Raw genomic sequence first — 18,064 nt, 5'->3', positions numbered from 1 at the left:
ATGCAAAGATGCGACAAATATTGCAGGGGAAGCATTCTCTTGTCGGGAGAAAATGGCGTAATATCGCCGACTGTGGATACGTGTGACGACCCGTTGCTTGTGGTCGAGTGCGCTCAGGGAGAAAGCAAGCGATGTCCGATTTGATGAAGAGTGTCGATGAACGCACTCAGCTGGCCGGCACCAACAAGCTGGAAATGCTGTTGTTCACGCTGGGCCATGATTCCCGCACCGGGCGGCGTGAAACTTTTGGCATCAATGTGTTCAAGGTTCGCGAGGTGATGCGCAAACCGCCAATTACGGCATCACCCGACATGCCGGCGGCAGTGAAGGGCATGGTCAGCTTGCGCGGTTCCCTGGTGCCCGTGATCGATCTTGCCGAGTACATCGGGATTCAGCCGGAGTCGCCGCGCGAGGTCATGATCGTTACCGAGTACAACGGTCATACGCAGGGATTTCTGGTCGAAGCCGTCGACACCATTCTGCGTCTCGATTGGCAGCAGATGCGGGTTCCTCCGGAGATTCTGGCGTCGAATCTGGGGGGCATGGTGACGGCCGTAACCGAGTTGGGCGACGGGCGCCTGGTGATGATGCTCGATGTCGAACGGGTGCTGGCCGAGACTACGCAGATCGATGATTCCTACCAGTACAAGGGGCTCAAGCCGCTGGATTCCGACATGACTGTATTCTTCGCGGATGACTCGTTCATCGCGCGTTCCCAGATCCAGCGCACGCTGGACACGCTTGGCATCAAGCACATCAGTGCGGTGAATGGGTATGTCGCCTGGGAGGAGCTCAAGAAAATCGCCGGCTATGCGGCCAATAACGGCCATGCGGTGAAGGATGTCATTCAGGTTGTCCTGACCGATGTGGAAATGCCGGAGATGGATGGTTATCTCTTGACCAAGAACATCAAATCGGATCCGCGCTTCGCGGGAATCCCGGTCATCATGCATTCTTCGCTCTCCGGGTTGTCGAACAGTCATTTGGGGAAATCGGTCGGCGTGGATGAGTACGTATCCAAATTCGAGCCGCAGCGACTGGCCGAGGCGCTGTTGCGCATCGCTTCCGGATTGCAGAACCACAAGGCGGAGGCTTGACGGGGAATGGCCACCATGAAAAATGCTGTCACTGCGTTTCCGGAAAGGGGCATGCTGGACGACATCGATGCCCGTACGCGGCTGGCGGGCTCCAATTGCATGGAGCTCCTGTTGTTTTCCCTGGGTACCCAGGAAACATTCGGCATCAATGTGTTCAAGGTGCGGGAAGTCTGCAAGACGCCGAAGATTACTCGGACGCCGAACATGCCACGGGGCGTCGAGGGATTGATCAGCCTGCGCGGCAACGTCATTCCGGTGGTGTCGCTGGTGCATTCGATGGGCTTGGCGGATGCGCCGCACGGCCTCGGTGGCGCGATGATGGTCACCGAATACAACAAGCGCATCCTGGGTTTTCTGGTTCAGGACGTCGATCGCATCACGCGTGTCGCATGGGACAAGGTAAAGGCTGCCGAGTCGGTCGGCAACGGCTGCCCCCACAGCTTCATCACGGCCATCACCGAGCTGCCGGGGGGCAGGATGGTGTCGATTCTCGATGTCGAGCAGATCATGGCGTCGACCTTTGGCGAGGCCCATGTGCCCGAGGTTGCCAGGCTGGACGACGGTTACGATTACAATATTTTCTTTGTCGATGACTCCATGGTCGCCCGCAAAAAAATCACCGAGGTTCTCGACAAGCTCGGTTGCCGGCACAAGCATGCCGTGAATGGCATGGAGGCCTGGTCGCGACTGCAGGGGATGGCTGCACATGCCGTGCAGAGCGGCGGGGATTTGCGTGACGAAGTGCAGCTTATTCTCACCGATGCCGAAATGCCCGAGATGGATGGTTACATGCTGACGCGGAACATCAAGTCCGATTCGCGTTTCGATGGCATTCCCGTCGTGATGCACTCTTCACTGTCTTCGGAAGCCAATCGTGCAATGGGCAAGCAGGTTGGCGTCGATTCCTATGTCGCCAAGTTCGATGCGAACGTCCTTGCCGATACATTGCGGCCGCTGTTGACGAAGCACCACAGAAACTGATGCGGAGATTCACATGTCTGACCCGAGCAAGACCAGGTTCCTCATAGTCGATGATTTTTCCACGATGCGCCGTATCGTGCGCAACCTGCTGAAGGAGCTGGGTTACACCAATGCCGATGAAGCCGAAGACGGAGCCGTCGCCCTCCAGAAGTTGAAGATGGGCAGTTTCGATTTCGTCGTTACCGACTGGAACATGCCCAACATGGATGGCCTGCAATTGTTGCAGGCCATTCGCGCCGATGCGGCGCTGAAGTCCTTGCCGGTACTGATGATCACTGCCGAAGCCAAGAAGGAGAACATCATTGCCGCCGCGCAGGCCGGGGCCCATGGCTATATCGTCAAACCCTTCACCGCGGCAACCCTGAATGAAAAGCTCGGCAAGATCTTTGAAAAGCTTGGCCAGGCCCCGGCTTGACCCTGGTCGTTGAAGTGCAGCTGCAATGCAACGCAACGCAACGTAGAGTGATCGGCAGATGATGAATACATCCCTTCCCCCTTCTTCACGTCGGGAGTCCGGCAGCTTCGACGAATCCGGCGACAGCGAGGATTTGCAAGCGCTTTTTGACAGCATTGCTGCTGGTGCCAGCCAGCCCGTGGCCGCCAAGGAACCGGCAGCGGCGATGAGCGGCTCCGGCGATTCGGCAGAGCTGCAGGCGCTTTTCGACAGTGTCGCGGGGCAGGCCGACCGCGGCGCCGGGGCTGCAGCCGCCGCAGTGTCTGCGGGCGCTTCCCAGAGTCAGCAGGTGGACCCCACGATCCAGGTCTTCAATCGCATTGGCCAAATGACCCGGGAATTGCATAACACGATGCGCGAACTGGGTTATGACCGGATACTCGAGGATGCCGTCCAGGGGATTCCGGATGCGCGCCAGCGCCTTGCCTACATCATCCAGATGACCGAGCAGGCCGCCAGCAGGGTGTTGAATGCCGTCGAAGTGGCAAGACCCGTCCAGGATGCCCTGCACGATCAGTCAAAAACGCTGGCCGCGCGTTGGGAGCAGGTTTTCGCAAACCAGTTGTCGCCTGCCGAGTTCAAGCTGCTGGCCGCGGATACTCACGGGTTTCTGCGGGCCATGCCGCAGCAGGTTGCGGCGACCAACGTGCAGCTTACGGAAATCATGATGGCGCAGGATTTTCAGGATCTCACCGGCCAGGTCATCAAGAAGATCGTCGAACTGGCGCACAAGATGGAACACCAATTGCTGTCGGTTCTCCTGGAAGCGATGCCGCCTGAAGTGCGCGCCGAAACCTCGGCTGGCTTGCTCAACGGCCCGGTCGTCAATGGCGAGGGGCGGACGGATGTGGTGCATAGCCAGGCGCAGGTCGATGATCTGCTGGAAAGCCTGGGTTTTTGAGTTTGGCGGCGTGCGTGCGATGAACTGCGTGCGGCCCTACCATGGCGTGTCGGCATGGCACGCTTGATCCGGTGACAGACTGGAGCGAGAGAAGATGAGCGAGTTTCAGGGAATGGAAGAGCTGCTGCAGGATTTTCTGCTCGAAGCGAACGATCTTTTGTCGAGCGTCGATAACAAACTGGTCGACCTGGAGAGGAATCCCGGCGATCGCGGCCTGCTCAACGATATTTTTCGCGGCTTCCATACGATCAAGGGAGGCGCGGGGTTCCTCAGCGCAACGGAACTGGTGACGCTCTGTCATCTGACTGAAAACCTGTTCGACCGTCTGAGAAACGGCGAGCTGGTGGTGACGCACGAAATCATGGACGTTATCATGGAGGCGACGAGCGGCGTGCGTCAGATGTTTCGTGCCCTGGCAGACAATCAGCAGCCCGATGCCGCGCCGGCGAATTTGCTGGCAACGCTCAGGCGTGCCATCGCGGGGGAGCTGAATCAGACCGCAGCCGCTTCGGCACCTGCTGCGGTGGCGTCGCCGGTAGCGGTTCAGTCCGCTGCTGCTGCAGTAGACGGCGGTCCCGACTGGGGTAATCTGCTGGCTGCCGTGACCGATGTACCCGGAGCGGCCGATGAGGTGACGATGCCGGAAACGGCCGCGCTGGCGCATGAGCTCGCCAAGTCTCCGGAACAGATCATTGAACAGGCGAGCGGCCGCCGGCTGACCGACAAGCCCGGCAACCAGGGCGCGATACTCGGCCGTCGCGAAGGAGAAAGGGCGCGCGACAACACGATCCGCGTCGATACCGCGCGTCTTGATCAGGTGCTCAACCTGTCCGGTGAAATCGGTCTGACCAAGAACCGCCTGAATTCCCTGCGCAGCGACATTCTGGCCGGGCGCAGCGATGCCGACATCATGTCGTCGCTCGATCAGGCCGTCAGCCAGCTCGATCTGCTGGTCAGCGATCTGCAAAGCGCGGTCATGAAGACGCGCATGCAGCCGATCGGCCGCCTGTTCCAGAAATACCCGCGCATCGCCCGCGACCTGGCGCGCAATCTCGGCAAGGACGTCGAGCTGGTGCTGGTCGGCGAGGAAACCGAAATCGACAAGACCATGATCGAGGATCTTTCGGATCCGATCATTCACCTGATCCGCAATGCGGTCGATCATGGCATCGAGTCACCCGCCGAACGCGCCGCCAATGGCAAGCCGGCGCATTCGACGGTACGGCTCGAGGCGCGTCAGGAAGGAGATCACATCGTCCTGCTGGTGGCGGACGATGGACGCGGCATGGATCCGGAGCGGTTGCGCACCAAGGCGCTGGAAAAGGGGCTCATCACCAGCGAAGAAGCCAATTCCATGGATGACCGGCAGAGCTACAACCTGATCTTTCAGCCGGGATTCTCGACCAACGATGTGGCATCCGATATTTCCGGACGCGGCGTCGGCATGGATGTGGTGAAGACCAACATCCACAAGCTCAACGGCACGATAGACATCCGCACGACGCAGGGCGGCGGAACCACTTTCGTCATCTCTCTGCCGCTGACCCTGGCCATCCTGCCCGTGCTGCTCATCGAGCTGGGCGAACAGCCGTTTGCCGTGCCCCTGAGCATGGTGCGCGAAATCCTGCCGATCAACATCAACCAGGTGCAGGAGGTGGGCGGCGCCGCAGTCATGGTGGTGCGCGGCGAAGTCCTGCCATTGCTGTCGCTGTCCGGCCTGCTGAGCTGGCAGCAGGAGCGGGTGCCCGAATATGGCGTATTGATGCAGACGGTGGAGACTGCTTTCATCCTGGCGGTCGATGGCTTTGCCGGCCGAGAGGATGCCGTCATCAAGTCGCTGGAAGACTTCCGTCCCAAGGGCGTTGCCGGCGTGACGACGCTGTCCAACGGACAGATCGTGCTGATTCTCGACATGAAGGAACTGCTCGGCGGTTCCGCCACGAGTGGCAGCATGATACGCGCCGACTTCGTTGGCCCCCAGGCTGCCGTGGCCTGAAATCCGGCCGGCCCCGGCCTGCCGGGAGCGTTTGTTGTTCGTTGCCTGCGGACCGGATTTCCCGGCAGCGCATGATCGCTGATAGTTGATTGGATACAGACGCTTGGTTCTGTATTCTCACCTGCTTTCCGAATTGGCAGGTGAAACTCTTTCTATTCTCGCAGTCTTCCTTGCAGCAGGCGGCAATAATTGCCGGCATGCAAGGAGCTGATTGTGGCTGAGGACAGCGATCTCGAACGGACCGAACCTGCGTCATCGCGGCGTCTGGAACAGGCGCGCGAGGACGGCCGTGTGCCGCATTCGCGCGAGCTTTCGGCCTTTCTGGTTTTGCTCGCCGGCGTCAGCGCCCTCTGGACGATGGGTGGCTGGTTTGCGCAGCATGCAAAACAACTGATGCGTCGCGGCTTGAGTTTCGGCCATGACCAGGCGTTCGATCCTTACGCCCTGGCCAATGCTTTTCTTTCCCTGTCCATGGAAGCCATGACGCTGCTGGCGCCACTGTTTCTGGTGGCGGTGCTGGGCGCGCTGGCAGGGCCATTGATGCTGGGCGGCGTGGTGTTTTCTTCCAAGGCGCTGGCGCCTGATTTCAATCGCATCAATCCTCTATCTGGCCTGAAACGGATTTTCTCCGTGCAGGGGATTGCCGAGCTCGTCAAATCCGTATTGAAAGCGCTGCTGGTCGGCGGCGTGGTGTATTGGGTGGTGGTGCATCAGCAGGATGCCCTGTTCGCGCTGTTGACCCAGCCGCTCGAGCGGGGACTGGTCTCCTTTGGCGACATTCTGCTTTTCGCCATGTTGGCGCTGGTCAGTGGCGTGGCGCTGGTATCGGCAATCGATGTGCCCTTCCAGCTCTGGCAGTACCACAGCAAGCTGCGCATGACCAAGGAAGAAGTGCGCCAGGAGAACAAGGAGCAGGAAGGCGATCCCCAGGTCAAGGGGCGCATCCGCAGTCAGCAGCGCGAAATGGCGCGGCGGCGGATGATGGCCGATGTGCCGAAAGCCGACGTGGTGGTGACCAACCCGACGCATTTTGCCGTCGCGCTCAAGTACGACAGTGGGCAGATGGGGGCGCCGCAAGTGCTTGCCAAGGGCATCAATCTGGTTGCGCAGAATATTCGTGAACTTGCCGCCAAACACGATGTTCCGCTGCTGGAAGCGCCGCCGCTGGCGCGCGCGCTGTATCGTCATTGCGACATTGGCGAGCAGATACCCGCCGCGCTTTACGGCGCCGTTGCCGAGGTGATGGCCTACGTCTATCAGTTGCAGCAGTATCTTGCCGGCCAGACGCCGTCATCGCTGCCGCCTCAAGCGCCGCAGGCGCTGCCGGTGCCGGCGGAGCTGGACCCCGGGCAGCCCGTGGTTGAAGGCATGGGGGCCTGACCGGCATGGCGGCGACACTCGGCATGCAGACCCTGTTCTCGCGCGGCAATCTCCAGCAGCTTGCCGCGCCGTTGTTGATCGTGATGATCCTGGCGATGATGGTGCTGCCGTTGCCGCCCTTCCTGCTCGATCTGTTCTTCACCTTCAACATCGCACTGTCGATCATGGTGATGCTGGTGGCGATGTACGCCATGAAACCGCTGGATTTCTCGGTCTTCCCGACCATCCTGCTGGTGACCACGCTGATGCGCCTGTCGCTCAACGTCGCTTCGACCCGGGTGGTGCTGCTCGAAGGCCATACCGGGCCGGATGCGGCAGGCAAGGTGATCGAAGCCTTTGGCCACTTCCTGGTCGGCGGCAACTATGCCGTGGGCCTGGTGGTCTTCGTGATCCTGGTGGTCATCAACTTCGTCGTCATCACCAAGGGCGCCGGCCGCATCGCCGAAGTTTCCGCTCGCTTCACTCTGGATGCCATGCCGGGCAAGCAGATGGCCATCGACGCCGACCTGAATGCCGGCCTGATCGGCGAAGACGAAGCGCGCAAGCGGCGTACGGCGATTTCCCAGGAGGCGGATTTCTTCGGCTCCATGGACGGTGCCAGCAAGTTCGTCCGTGGCGATGCGATTGCCGGCATTCTGATTCTCTTCATCAACATCATTGGCGGTCTGATCGTCGGCATGCTGCAGCACGACCTGAGCTTTGCCCAGGCGGCGGCCAACTACACCCTGCTGACCATCGGCGATGGGCTGGTGGCGCAGATTCCGGCGCTGATCATTTCCACGGCGGCCGGCCTGGTGGTGAGCCGGGTCACCACGGATGAGGACATCGGGCAGCAGGTGAGCAGCCAGATGTTCGGCAATCCCAGCGTGATTCTGCTGACGGCCTTCATCATCGGCGTGCTGGGCCTGATTCCGGGCATGCCCAATCTGATCTTTCTGCTGCTGGCTGCCGCCATCGGCGGCCTGGGCTGGTGGCTGCTCAAGCGCCAGGCCGAACCGCCGGTTGTCGAAGCGCAGCCGGCTGAACAACTCGTCCCGCAGGAAACGCAGGATGCCAGCTGGTCGGACGTGGCGCCCGTCGATGTGCTGGGCCTGGAGGTCGGCTATCGTCTGATTCCCCTGGTGGACAAGGGTCAGGACGGTGAATTGTTGAAGCGCATTCGTGGTCTGCGCAAGAAGTTTGCCCAGGAAATCGGCTTTTTGTGCGCGCCGGTGCACATTCGCGACAACCTCGAGCTCAAGCCGAATGCCTACCGGCTGACGCTCAAGGGCGTGGATATCGGCGCTGGCGAAGCCTATCTGGGCATGTTCATGGCCATCAATCCGGGGCGCGTCGCCGGGCAATTGCCGGGCACGCCGACCACCGACCCGGCGTTTGGCCTGCCGGCCATCTGGATCGAGGCCAACCTGCGCGAGCAGGCGCAGGCACTGGGATATACCGTGGTCGATGCCGGCACCGTGGTCGCCACGCATATCAATCACGTCATCCTCTCGCATGCGGCCGATCTGCTCGGGCGCCAGGAAACCCAGGCGCTGCTGGATCACATCGCCAAGGATGCGCCCAAGCTGATCGAGGATCTGGTGCCCAAGCTGCTGTCGGTCTCGATCGTCCAGCGCGTCCTGCAAAGCCTGCTTGAGGAAGGCGTGAATATCCGCGACATGCACACCATCATCGAGACCCTGGCCGAATACGCGCCACGCACCCAGGATCCGCTCGAGCTGACGACGCAGGTAAGAATCGCCCTGGGCCGCGCCATTGCCCAGCAACTGTTTCCCGGCAATACCGACATGACGGTGATGACCATCGAGCCGGGCCTCGAACGCATACTCGGCCAGGCCATGCAGACCGGTAACGACGCGGGCGCCGGCGGCATCGAGCCGGGTCTGGCCGATACGCTGCTGCGCGAGACGGCGGCCACTGCGCAACGTCAGGAGGAAAGCGGCATGCCGGCGGTGCTGCTGGTGCCGAATCATCTGCGCTGGCTGCTTTCGCGCTTCCTGCGCCGCGCCGTGCCGACCCTCAAGGTCATTTCGAATGCCGAAGTCCCTGATTCACGCACGATTCGTATAACTGCAATTATTGGAGCCTAGTACATGAACGACTCTCGATGCCGCAGCAAGGGCTTGAACCGGACGCATCGACTGCGGGCGGCATGGCTTGCTGCTCTTGACGCTTCGTGCGCTGGCGCCATTGGCGTATTGGAGGCGGAGGTGGGGACACAATGAGCATGCGACGCTTTGTGGCACCGACCGCGCGCGACTGCCTGCGCAAGGTGAAGGAAGAACTCGGGGCGGATGCCATCGTGGTTTCCAACAAGCCGGTACCGGGCGGCGTGGAAATCCTGGCCATGACTTCGGAAGGCTTCGAGCTGCTGTCGCGGCAGATGCCCGCCCGTGCTCCGATGGCGGCAAGCACTCCGGCTACGGCTACGGTCACGCCGCCGGCCTCGTTGGGAAGCGCGGCGGCTCGGCAGGCGTATTCGGCCAACCAGTCGATGCATCAGGCGCCGGAACGGAGCGTTCATGCACGCGCCGGCTCGGAAGATGACGATTACACCGTCAGCCTTTCCGCCCAGCGGCGCCAGCCGCCGCTGGCCCGGCCCGAGTGGCCGGTGCAGGCTGGCAATACCGGATCGGCAAAGCCGGCCGCCGCGCCGGTCGTCCAGGAAAAGCCGCGTCTGCGTCCTTTGCCGGGACGCGAGCCGCAGGCTGCGTCCTCCACGCCGCTACAGCGGGAACCGCTCGGGCAGCCCGCCGCCGTGCCGCACGAGCCGGGCCTGCGCGCGCAGCGCGGCATGTCCGCTTCGGCAGCGGATTTTCTGCCGGAACAGCACGAGCCGATGCAGCAGCAGGTTTCCGAATTGATGGGTGAAATGCACACGATCAGGGCGTTGCTGGAACGCCAGTTGGCCGGTTTTGCCTGGGGTGAAATGTCGCGTGAATCGCCGGTCAGGACCATGGCCCTGGCCGAGATGCTGGATGTCGGTTTTTCCGGGCAACTGGCGCGCAAGCTCTGCCAGGAAATGCCGGCCGAACTGAATACCGACGATGCGCGCAAATGGTTGAAGAGTGCGCTGAACCGGCGTCTGCGCACGCTCAGCAGCGATAACGACATCATCGACCGCGGCGGCGTTTTCGCGCTGGTCGGCCCGACCGGGGTCGGCAAGACCACCACGACCGCCAAGCTCGCCGCCCGCTGCGTGGTGCGCTACGGCGCCGACAAGCTGGCCCTGCTGACCACCGATGGCTATCGGATCGGCGCTCACGAACAATTGCGCATCTATGGCCGTATCCTCGGCGTGCCGGTGCATGTCGTGCGTGATGGCGACGACTTGCGCCACACCCTGGCGGATTTGCGCGACAAGCACATGGTGCTGATCGATACCGTCGGCATGAGCCAGCGCGACCGCATGGTGGCCGAGCAGGCGGCCATGCTGATGCGCACCGGCGAGGTGAATCGCCTGCTGCTGCTCAATGCCACCAGCCGTGGCGACACCCTGGACGACGTGGTACGGGCGTATGCCGGCGAGGATCTGGCCGGCGTGATACTCAGCAAGGTCGACGAGACGGCATCCCTGGCGCCGGCGCTGGATGCGGTGATTCGTCATGGCTTGCTGCTGTGCTACATCGCCAATGGACAGCGCGTGCCCGAAGACATGCATTTGCCGAATCGCAACTACCTGTTGCACCGCGCATTCAAACTGCCCGGCGAGGCATCGCCGCATCATTTGCAGACCCAGGAAGCCGGCCTGGTCATGGCGGCGCCATCGCAAAAGGCGGCGGGGGGACGGCGTGGCTGACTGGGCATGTGCTGAAGCAGAAGTGCCCGGTGGCTGGGTCGGCGATCAGGCCGCCGGCTTGCGGCGCATGTTCGGCAGCCGTGGGCCGCAGGTGGTGGCTTTTGCCTCCGGTCGTGAAGCCTGCGGGCGCACCACCCTGGTCGTGCAGACGGCGACGGCGCTGGCGGCGGCGGGCCACACCGTGCTGATCGTGGATGAGAATCAGGCCCCGAACAACGCGATTTCCTACTTCGGCCTGAAGACGCGCCATGATCTTTACCAGGTGTTGCAAGGAGAACGCAGCCTGGGCCAGGTGGTGCTGGAAGCCGCGCCGTTGGTTCGCATCCTGCCCGCCGTGCGCGCGGCAAAGGAACTGGAGCAGGCCAACCGCAATGCAACGCTGGCGCAGCGGCGCCTACCCACCAGCCTGCAGGAAATGCAGCGTGGCGTGGACTTCGTTCTGATCGACAGCAGCGTCCGGCAACAAGGTCAGCTATCGCCATTGACGCTGGCCGCACGCCATGTGGCGGTCGTGGTGGGTGCGCAGAGCACGGCGATCACCCATGCCTACGCGCTGATCAAGCGCATCGTGCAGGAGCGCGGGCGGGATGGCTTCCAGGTGGTCATCACCCGTCCGCGCACCCGGGAGGAAGCGCGCGCCATTTTCGACAACATGCGGCGAGTGGCGCGCGAACATCTCGATGTGCGTCTCGATTATCTCGGCGCTTCACTGGTGCCGGTGACGGACAACCTGGCAAGCGCCCTGCTGCAGCGTTTGCCGCCGGCGATTCAGGGCAGCGGAAACGATCCGGTTTGGTCACCCGGACGCCAGGGCGAACTGGAAGGTCTGGGAAGCGCTGGTGCAAGACTGGAAACCGCATGGGGTGGGTGAAGCGGTTGACGCCTGTTCCGTAATATCTCCTGCCCTGTTTTGCCAGCGCTCCCGGTTTGTGGCCGCCGAAGTGATGAGTCCCGATGAGACTCGCGATCATGCAACCCTATCTGTTCCCGTATCTGGGCTACTTTCAGCTCATTCGGGCGGTGGATGCGTTTGTGATTTACGACGATGTGGATTTCATCAAAGGTGGCTGGATAAACCGGAATTACATTCTCGGCCATGCCGACAAGCAGCTTGTCACGTTGCCGCTGCAGGGCGCAAGCCCAAATAAGCGGATAAATCAGCTTGAAGTGTCTGCTCGGCACAAACTTTTGCAGACCATTCGTCAGTGCTATGGCAAGGCGCCGCATTTCGCAGCGGTCTATCCGGTGCTGATGGATATCTTCAGCCAGCAGACCAGCCAGTTGGCGCTGCTTCTCGAGTATCAATTGCGCAGCATCTGCGCCTACCTGGGGCTGCAGCCGAAATGGTTCGTTTCTTCGGCCATGGAGAAAGCCGCCGGGCTGCGCGGACAGGGCAAAATTCTGGATATCTGCGATGTGCTGGGCGCTACCCGGTACATCAACCTGCCTGGCGGAAAATCGCTATACGACAGAGAGGCTTTTGCTGAACGCGGTCTGCAGCTTTCGTTTCTGCAACCCGGAGCGGTGTGCTACCGGCAGTTCGGGAGGAAGTTCGTGCCCGGTTTGTCCATCGTCGATGTCATGATGTTCAACGACCGGGAGCAGTGCGCAAAGTTGCTCGATGCGTACGAGCTTGTTTGAAGACCATGGAGCCCGTATCCGCGTTCCCTTGGTCCGCGCTCAAGTCCAACCATCTGGCTCGTCGAGGCAGTGGCGCACCGTCGTGTTCTGTCCGGCTGGCCATGCAATCGCTGAACCTTGCCGGACGCGTTCACTACGCGCTGTTCTTGCGTGCATGGCCGGCCGGCGCGATATTGGCCAGCCAGATTCGGTGGTATAGTTTGCCGGTTGCCGCCTTACCGGAAATCTATGACGTATAACGCGCAGGGCATTCCAGACAAAGAACAGCTCGTCTCTCAATATGCGCCTCTGGTCAAGCGGATTGCCTATCATTTGATGGCCAGGCTGCCACCCAATGTGCAGGTCGAGGATCTGATACAGAACGGCATGATCGGCCTGCTGGATGCCATCGCTCGCTACGAGGACGGACTGGGCGCCCAGTTCGAAACCTATGCCGTGCAGCGCGTGCGCGGCGCCATGCTCGACGGGCTGCGCGAGAACGACTGGCTGCCGCGCGGCTTGCGGCGCGAGATGCGGCGGATCGAAGCCGCAATCCATACCCTGGAACAGAAACACGGTCGTGCGCCGCAGGAAGGCGAGCTTGCCGAATCGCTCGGCATGTCGCTGGAGGAATACCAGAAGCTGTTGCTCGATGCACGTGGCCATCAACTTGTATATTTCGAGGACCTGGGCGATGCCGAGGAAGGTGGGGGAGATGCCTTTCTGGAGAGGCACCTGGCTTCGGAGCAACTCGATCCCCTGGCCATGCTGATTGACCAGGACAGGCGTGAAGCCTTGGTGCAGGCCATTGAAAATCTGCCGGAACGGGAAAAGCTGATGATGGCCTTGTATTACGACGAGGAGTTGAATCTGCGCGAGATCGGCGAAGTTCTTGGCGTGACCGAGTCGCGTGTGTGTCAGTTGCACACCCAGGCGATTGCGCGCCTGCGCAGCAACGTGCTCGGCGATTCTGCCGCTGCCCGCCAGGCCGTGCGCGGCAAGGCAGGGCGCCCAAGGAAGAAGCAATCATGAGGGCCATCGACAAGATCAGTATCGTCGGTTTGTTGCTGGGTATTGGTGCAATCCTGTTTGGCCAGGTGCTCGAAGGCGGCCATGTGTCATCGCTCATCCAGCCCACGGCCTTCCTGATCGTGGTGGGGGGCACCATGGGCGCGGTGATGCTGCAGAGTCCCTTGCCCGCATTCGTGACGGGCTTGCGCATGCTCAAGTGGGTTTTTGTGCCGCCGGCCGTTGCCGCGGAGGAAATCATCGACCGCACGCTGGCTTGGAGCGTGCTCGCCCGCCGTGAAGGCTTGCTGGCGCTGGAAGGGCAGTTCCCCCAATTGAATGATCCATTCCACATCCATGGCCTGCAACTGCTGGTGGATGGCGCCGAGCCGAACAATCTGCGCGCGGTTCTCGAAGTGCAGATCGATGTCTATGAAGCCCAGATGAAACTGGCCGCGAGAATCTGGGAGTCGGCAGGCGGCTATTCACCGACGATCGGCATCCTTGGTGCGGTGATGGGGCTGATCCATGTCATGGAGAATCTGACCGATCCTTCCCGGCTGGGAGCGGGGATCGCCGTTGCCTTCGTTGCCACGATCTACGGTGTGGGTCTGGCAAATCTGGTGTTTTTGCCGGTAGCCAAGAAATTGCTGGTAAACATTGCCCGTCTCGTTGCCTTGCGCGAAATGTACGTCGATGGACTGGTCGGCATCGCCAACGGAGACAATCCGCGCGTCATCGAAGGACGCATGCGCGGCTACGTCCAGTGATTCGTTTATGTCACGCCGCCGCCATCGCCACGAAGAGGAAGCCGAGAACCACGAGCGCTGGCTGGTGTCCTACGCCGACTTCATCACGCTGCTGTTCGCTTTTTTCGTGGTGATGTATGCGGTATCGTCGGTGAATGAGGGTAAATACCGGATCCTTTCGGATTCCATTGTGTCCGCTTTCCGGAACGTGCCTGGGTCGACCGCCGGTGCCCAGGTCGAGGTGGGGTCAGCCGCCCCGACGCTGGTCTTGCCGATGATCGTGCCGAATCGGCCGGTGGTTGCAGCCAAGCCGGCTAGCGAGGCCAAGCGCAAGGCCAAGGAAAAGATGCGTGACATGGCGCAGGAAATCAGCGATGCGCTCGGGCCCCTGGTGGAAAATGGACAGGTGCGGGTGACCGAAGGTGCGCGGGGGATTACGGTCGATATCAATGCCAGCGTGTTGTTTTCGTCGGGGGAGGCGCGCCTGGCCAGTGAGGCGCTGGCGCCGCTGACCGCCGTGGCGCGCATCCTGGCGCCAACCGATTTTCCGATTACGGTCGAGGGGCATACCGACGATATCCCGATCGCGACGGCCCAGTTTGCTTCCAATTGGGAGCTCTCAGGCGTGCGCGCTTCCAGTGTGGTGCGCCTGATGATCGATAACGGCGTCGCCGCCAGCCGCCTGACGGCCGTGGGTTATGCTGATCAGCGCCCGATCGCCGGGAATGAGTCGGCAGAGGGACGTGCCCGCAACCGGCGTGTCGCCATTACCATCGAATCAAGAATGCCGGATCAGGCCGATGCCGGGAGTGTGTCGGCAATCACGAAGGGCAACGCGCTGCCCTGAAGTACGATGGGCGAGTGCGGGGCGGCGGCTCTGGAATGCTCAGACTGCGCCGAATGATCGGCCGCCACCGCTGGCGTGGGGCTGGCCGTCCGGTCCGTACAGGGCTGACCGGTTGCCGGCGGCAAGCAGGGAGTTCAAGGTCTGCTGATTGTGTTGCAGGCGGATGCCGATCAGCTTGCCGTTGGTTTCGTTCAGCGTGCGGGCCTGAACGGCCAGCGCGAGAATGTTTTCCCAGCTGTCGCGAGCGTCTTGCGCTGCTTCGCCTGTCGGGCTGCGTCGTTCCAGCCAGATATCGATTCCGGCCCGGTCGTGCGGATATCCTGCGGCAGCCAGAATTTCATTGCGCTGCCCGGCAAGCTGGGTGAGGAGGTCGGCAAGCCGCCCTTTTTTCTCGATCAAGGGCGTCAGCTCGTCAATGTCGCCTTCGGTCAGGATCCTCTGTTCGTGTTGCAACAATTCGACAAAGCTGCGCAGCATTGCCAGTTCATCCTCGATGAAACGGGCAAGACGGGTATCGGCAGCAGCTTGCACGGAAGGGCTTGCGGGGCTGTTTATTTCTGCGCGGCCAGCATTTGACGGACGCTGTCGACCAGGCCGTCGGCAATCTTGCTGGCGTCGACCTGGAAGGTGCCGGCGGCGATGGCTTCGCGGATGGCGGCGACGCGCTGGCTGTCCGCCACCGGGGTTGTCGCCATGGCGCTTTCCAGTTCCTGCAAGCGTGCCGAAAGCGGTGACAAGGCGACTTCGGCGCTCTGGGTGCTTTGTCCTGCAGCCGGGCTGGACGCGGTGCCTGCCGGCTTCGCCGCGTCCTTGCGCGCCTCGCCGGACAAGCCGCCGAGCGATTTGATCGAGCTGTCGATTTTCATGATGTAATCCTTATGCGCAGATATCCTGCGTCAGGTAACGGCATCCCGAAAGGAATCTTGAGGCCGCCAGCAAAAATAATTCCGATTATAAGATAGGTTGCCGGCCCGGTCTTTTGAATTCTTGCGCGATATTTTCATGCGCCATGCAGTGCATTCATGAGCGTATCCATGGATGGCAATGCGTCATTTTTCCTTCATTTCCTTGGTTTCCTCGGCATGCCGCTGTTTCAGCTCGCGCAAGCGGGCGTCGACCTTGGATTGTTCGAAGTAATCGTTTTCCCCCAGTTTCTGCGCCAGCTGCAACTGTTCGATCGCCATCAGCAGTTGTCCCTGCAGGGCGTAGGCTTCGGCCTGGGCACGGTGTTGTTGCAACGTCTTGCCGAGTGCCGCGTAGGTACGCGCCAGCAGTTCGTGCATGCGCGCATCATTGGGGTAGTTCTGCAAGTCTTCCTGTATGAACTGCAGGGCTTCCTGCGTCTGATGGGTGGTCAGCAGGGTGTCCGTCAGGGCATACGCCAGACCGCGCGCTTGCGGATAGCGCACCTGGGCGGTGCGCAGGATCTTGAGCGCGCCTGCCGGGTCATTCTGTTTTCTGCGCAAGTCGGCAGAAATTGATTCGATCATCGGTGAATCTGCCTTCAACTTGCGCAGTGTGGCAATTTCCTGCTCTGCCTTGGCGTAATCCTGGGCGCGTGCCAGGGCCACGGTCAGGCCATAGCGCGCGGCGATTTCGTTGCTGTATTTGTGCTCGCGTATCTGCGAGGTGAATTCAGTCACGGCATCCTGCGGACTGCCTTCGCTGGCCCTCAGCTTGGTGCGGACCAGCAGGTAGTCGAGAGAATCGGCAACCTGTCGGTAAGGACGCTCGTGGATGCGGTTTTCCAGGTCGGCGATGCGTTCCGAGGTCAGCGGGTGGGTGCGCAGATAACCGGGCGCGTTGTTTTCATAAAGACGCCCGTACTTTTGCAGACGCTCGAAGAAGTCCGCCATTGCCCGCACATCGAAGCCGGCATTTTCCAGTAACTGGAGTCCCAGCCGGTCCGCCTCGCGCTCGAAATCCCGTGAGTAGTTGAGTTGATTCTGAATGCTGGCAGCCTGGCCGGTCATCAGGGCGCCCTGGGCGAGGTCGGAGTTGCTGCGCGATGCCAGGATGGCTACCGCCAAAGCCAGCAGCATCGGCAGCTGTCCCTGGCTTTGGCTGCTGATCTGGCGGGCCAGGTGGTGTTGGGTGACGTGGGAGATTTCGTGGGCAAGCACCGAGGCCAGTTCGGATTCGGAGCGGGTCGCCGTGATGAGTCCGGTGTGGACGCCAATGTAGCCGCCGGGCATGGCAAAGGCGTTCAGACTCGGATCGCGCAGGGCGAAGAATTCGAAGTTCTGGCGTGCCTCGCTGCTCTGGCTCAGCAGGCGTGAGCCCAGATGGTTCAGATAGCCGTTGATCTCGGGATCGCTGATGTAGCCGGGTTCATGCAGCCGGATGTCGCGCATGATCGACTCGCCGGTGCGTTGCTCCATTGCCGGCGAAAAATCGATCCGCGAAAGATCGCCGAGTTCCGGCAGGCCATCGGCAAGAACCGCGGGAGCCAGGCACAGCAGCAGGATCATGGTTCGGATTCGCATCCTGCCTATGATATACGTTCGAATACATGGTTCCATGCGGTTTTGCGGAGAAATCCGCAATCGCCGGCAAATATCGGGATGGGTTGAGTTTTGTGCCGCACTGCTGTGACATAATGTCCCAACATCGGCAGGGTTTGATGCATTCCGGGTGGTGTTTCGGCTGCGGGGTGCCCAGGACAGGAAAGCCGGGAACGAGGAAACGGGGAAACGGTTGGTCATGAGTTGTACGGATTCACATTCACCCTTGACGCATTTTGATGGCGCCGGCCAGGCTCACATGGTCGATGTCGGGGAAAAGGCCGAAACCCGCCGGGTGGCGCGGGCGGCCGGCTGCATTGTGATGCAGCCGGAGACGCTGGCGCTGATCCGGGAGGGCAGTGCAAAGAAGGGTGATGTGCTGGGGGTTGCGCGGATTGCGGCCATCCAGGCGTCAAAACGGACAGCCGATCTGATCCCCTTGTGCCATCCTCTGTCATTGACGCGGGTGGCTGTCGAATTTCTGGTCGATGCCGAGCGCAGCCGGGTCGTTTGCGAGGTGACGGCGGAAACCCTGGGCCGCACCGGCGTCGAGATGGAGGCGCTGGTCGCAACGAATATCGGGCTGCTGACCATCTACGATATGTGCAAGGCTGCGGACCGTGGCATGCGTATCGAGGATGTGCGGCTGGTTGAAAAGTCCGGGGGAAAATCCGGGCATTGGCTTGCTGCCTGATGACGGTCATGTTGCAGGCGGCAATTGAATGAAC

General features: G+C 61.3%; 17 protein-coding genes. 14 read left to right on the top strand and 3 right to left on the bottom strand.

Going from position 1 to position 18,064, the window contains the following annotated elements; all coding sequences use genetic code 11:
- The first annotated feature begins 131 nt into the window (after positions 1-131).
- The 13 genes from SDENCHOL_RS11545 to motD all read left to right on the top strand — a co-directional run bounded on the left by SDENCHOL_RS11545 (position 132) and on the right by motD (position 14,832).
- Complete coding sequence (locus SDENCHOL_RS11545; protein WP_067169827.1) at positions 132-1,097, top strand: chemotaxis protein; 966 nt, start codon at positions 132-134, stop codon at positions 1,095-1,097.
- 15 nt (positions 1,098-1,112) lie between these two features.
- Positions 1,113-2,078 (top strand): chemotaxis protein, encoded by a 966-nt coding sequence (locus SDENCHOL_RS11540; RefSeq protein WP_153011270.1) that lies wholly within the window; start codon positions 1,113-1,115, stop codon positions 2,076-2,078.
- A gap of 13 nt (positions 2,079-2,091) precedes the next feature.
- A complete protein-coding gene (gene cheY / locus SDENCHOL_RS11535) occupies positions 2,092-2,493 on the top strand; it encodes a chemotaxis response regulator CheY (protein ID WP_067169822.1) in 402 nt (133 codons plus the stop codon).
- 58 nt (positions 2,494-2,551) lie between these two features.
- The gene (cheZ, locus tag SDENCHOL_RS11530) at positions 2,552-3,433 is read left to right on the top strand and encodes a protein phosphatase CheZ (RefSeq protein WP_231912972.1); all 882 of its coding nucleotides are present in this window, start codon (positions 2,552-2,554) and stop codon (positions 3,431-3,433) included.
- 94 nt (positions 3,434-3,527) lie between these two features.
- Positions 3,528-5,429 carry a chemotaxis protein CheA gene (locus tag SDENCHOL_RS11525; protein WP_231912971.1) on the top strand — a complete coding sequence of 634 codons (1,902 nt, stop codon included), beginning with the start codon at positions 3,528-3,530 and terminating at the stop codon, positions 5,427-5,429.
- Positions 5,430-5,642: 213 nt separating this feature from the next.
- Complete coding sequence (gene flhB / locus SDENCHOL_RS11520; protein WP_154717230.1) at positions 5,643-6,809, top strand: flagellar biosynthesis protein FlhB; 1,167 nt, start codon at positions 5,643-5,645, stop codon at positions 6,807-6,809.
- Between the two features lie 5 nt (positions 6,810-6,814).
- A complete protein-coding gene (gene flhA / locus SDENCHOL_RS11515; RefSeq protein WP_067169814.1) occupies positions 6,815-8,899 on the top strand; it encodes a flagellar biosynthesis protein FlhA in 2,085 nt (694 codons plus the stop codon).
- A 131-nt stretch (positions 8,900-9,030) separates the two neighbouring features.
- On the top strand, positions 9,031-10,608 hold the full coding sequence (gene flhF, locus SDENCHOL_RS11510; RefSeq protein ID WP_067169811.1) for a flagellar biosynthesis protein FlhF: 1,578 nt from the start codon (positions 9,031-9,033) through the stop codon (positions 10,606-10,608).
- Entirely contained in the window at positions 10,601-11,479 is an 879-nt protein-coding gene (locus tag SDENCHOL_RS11505) for a MinD/ParA family ATP-binding protein (RefSeq protein ID WP_153011269.1), read from the top strand. The genes flhF and SDENCHOL_RS11505 overlap by 8 nt, the downstream gene beginning before the upstream one ends.
- Positions 11,480-11,577: 98 nt before the next feature.
- Positions 11,578-12,249, top strand: a complete 672-nt coding sequence (locus SDENCHOL_RS11500; protein WP_197706911.1) for a WbqC family protein — start codon at positions 11,578-11,580, stop codon at positions 12,247-12,249.
- 228 nt (positions 12,250-12,477) lie between these two features.
- Positions 12,478-13,260 carry an RNA polymerase sigma factor FliA gene (locus SDENCHOL_RS11495; protein WP_067169798.1) on the top strand — a complete coding sequence of 261 codons (783 nt, stop codon included), beginning with the start codon at positions 12,478-12,480 and terminating at the stop codon, positions 13,258-13,260.
- The gene (locus SDENCHOL_RS11490) at positions 13,257-14,006 is read left to right on the top strand and encodes a flagellar motor protein (RefSeq protein ID WP_197706910.1); all 750 of its coding nucleotides are present in this window, start codon (positions 13,257-13,259) and stop codon (positions 14,004-14,006) included. The genes SDENCHOL_RS11495 and SDENCHOL_RS11490 overlap by 4 nt, the downstream gene beginning before the upstream one ends.
- Before the next feature lie 7 nt (positions 14,007-14,013).
- Positions 14,014-14,832, top strand: coding sequence for a flagellar motor protein MotD (gene motD / locus SDENCHOL_RS11485; RefSeq protein WP_067169796.1), 819 nt, complete (start codon positions 14,014-14,016; stop codon positions 14,830-14,832).
- 39 nt (positions 14,833-14,871) lie between these two features.
- On the opposite strand, the gene SDENCHOL_RS11480 is transcribed toward motD, so the two are convergent.
- The 3 genes from SDENCHOL_RS11480 to SDENCHOL_RS11470 form a co-directional block, all read right to left on the bottom strand.
- Entirely contained in the window at positions 14,872-15,363 is a 492-nt protein-coding gene (locus SDENCHOL_RS11480; RefSeq protein ID WP_067169789.1) for a flagella synthesis protein FlgN, read from the bottom strand.
- 20 nt (positions 15,364-15,383) lie between these two features.
- Positions 15,384-15,698, bottom strand: a complete 315-nt coding sequence (gene flgM / locus SDENCHOL_RS11475; protein WP_067169786.1) for a flagellar biosynthesis anti-sigma factor FlgM — start codon at positions 15,696-15,698, stop codon at positions 15,384-15,386.
- Positions 15,699-15,881: 183 nt separating this feature from the next.
- The gene (locus SDENCHOL_RS11470; protein WP_231912970.1) at positions 15,882-17,303 is read right to left on the bottom strand and encodes a M48 family metalloprotease; all 1,422 of its coding nucleotides are present in this window, start codon (positions 17,301-17,303) and stop codon (positions 15,882-15,884) included.
- Positions 17,304-17,535: 232 nt separating this feature from the next.
- On the opposite strand from SDENCHOL_RS11470, the gene moaC reads away from it, so the two are divergent.
- Positions 17,536-18,030, top strand: coding sequence for a cyclic pyranopterin monophosphate synthase MoaC (moaC, locus tag SDENCHOL_RS11465; RefSeq protein WP_067169782.1), 495 nt, complete (start codon positions 17,536-17,538; stop codon positions 18,028-18,030).
- Positions 18,031-18,064 lie beyond the last annotated feature (34 nt).

This window comes from Sterolibacterium denitrificans (assembly GCF_900174485.1).
Classification (GTDB): Bacteria; Pseudomonadota; Gammaproteobacteria; order Burkholderiales; family Rhodocyclaceae; genus Sterolibacterium; species Sterolibacterium denitrificans.
The sequence above is the reverse complement of the archived record's forward strand: the minus strand, read 5'-3'. Positions and strand labels throughout refer to the sequence as shown.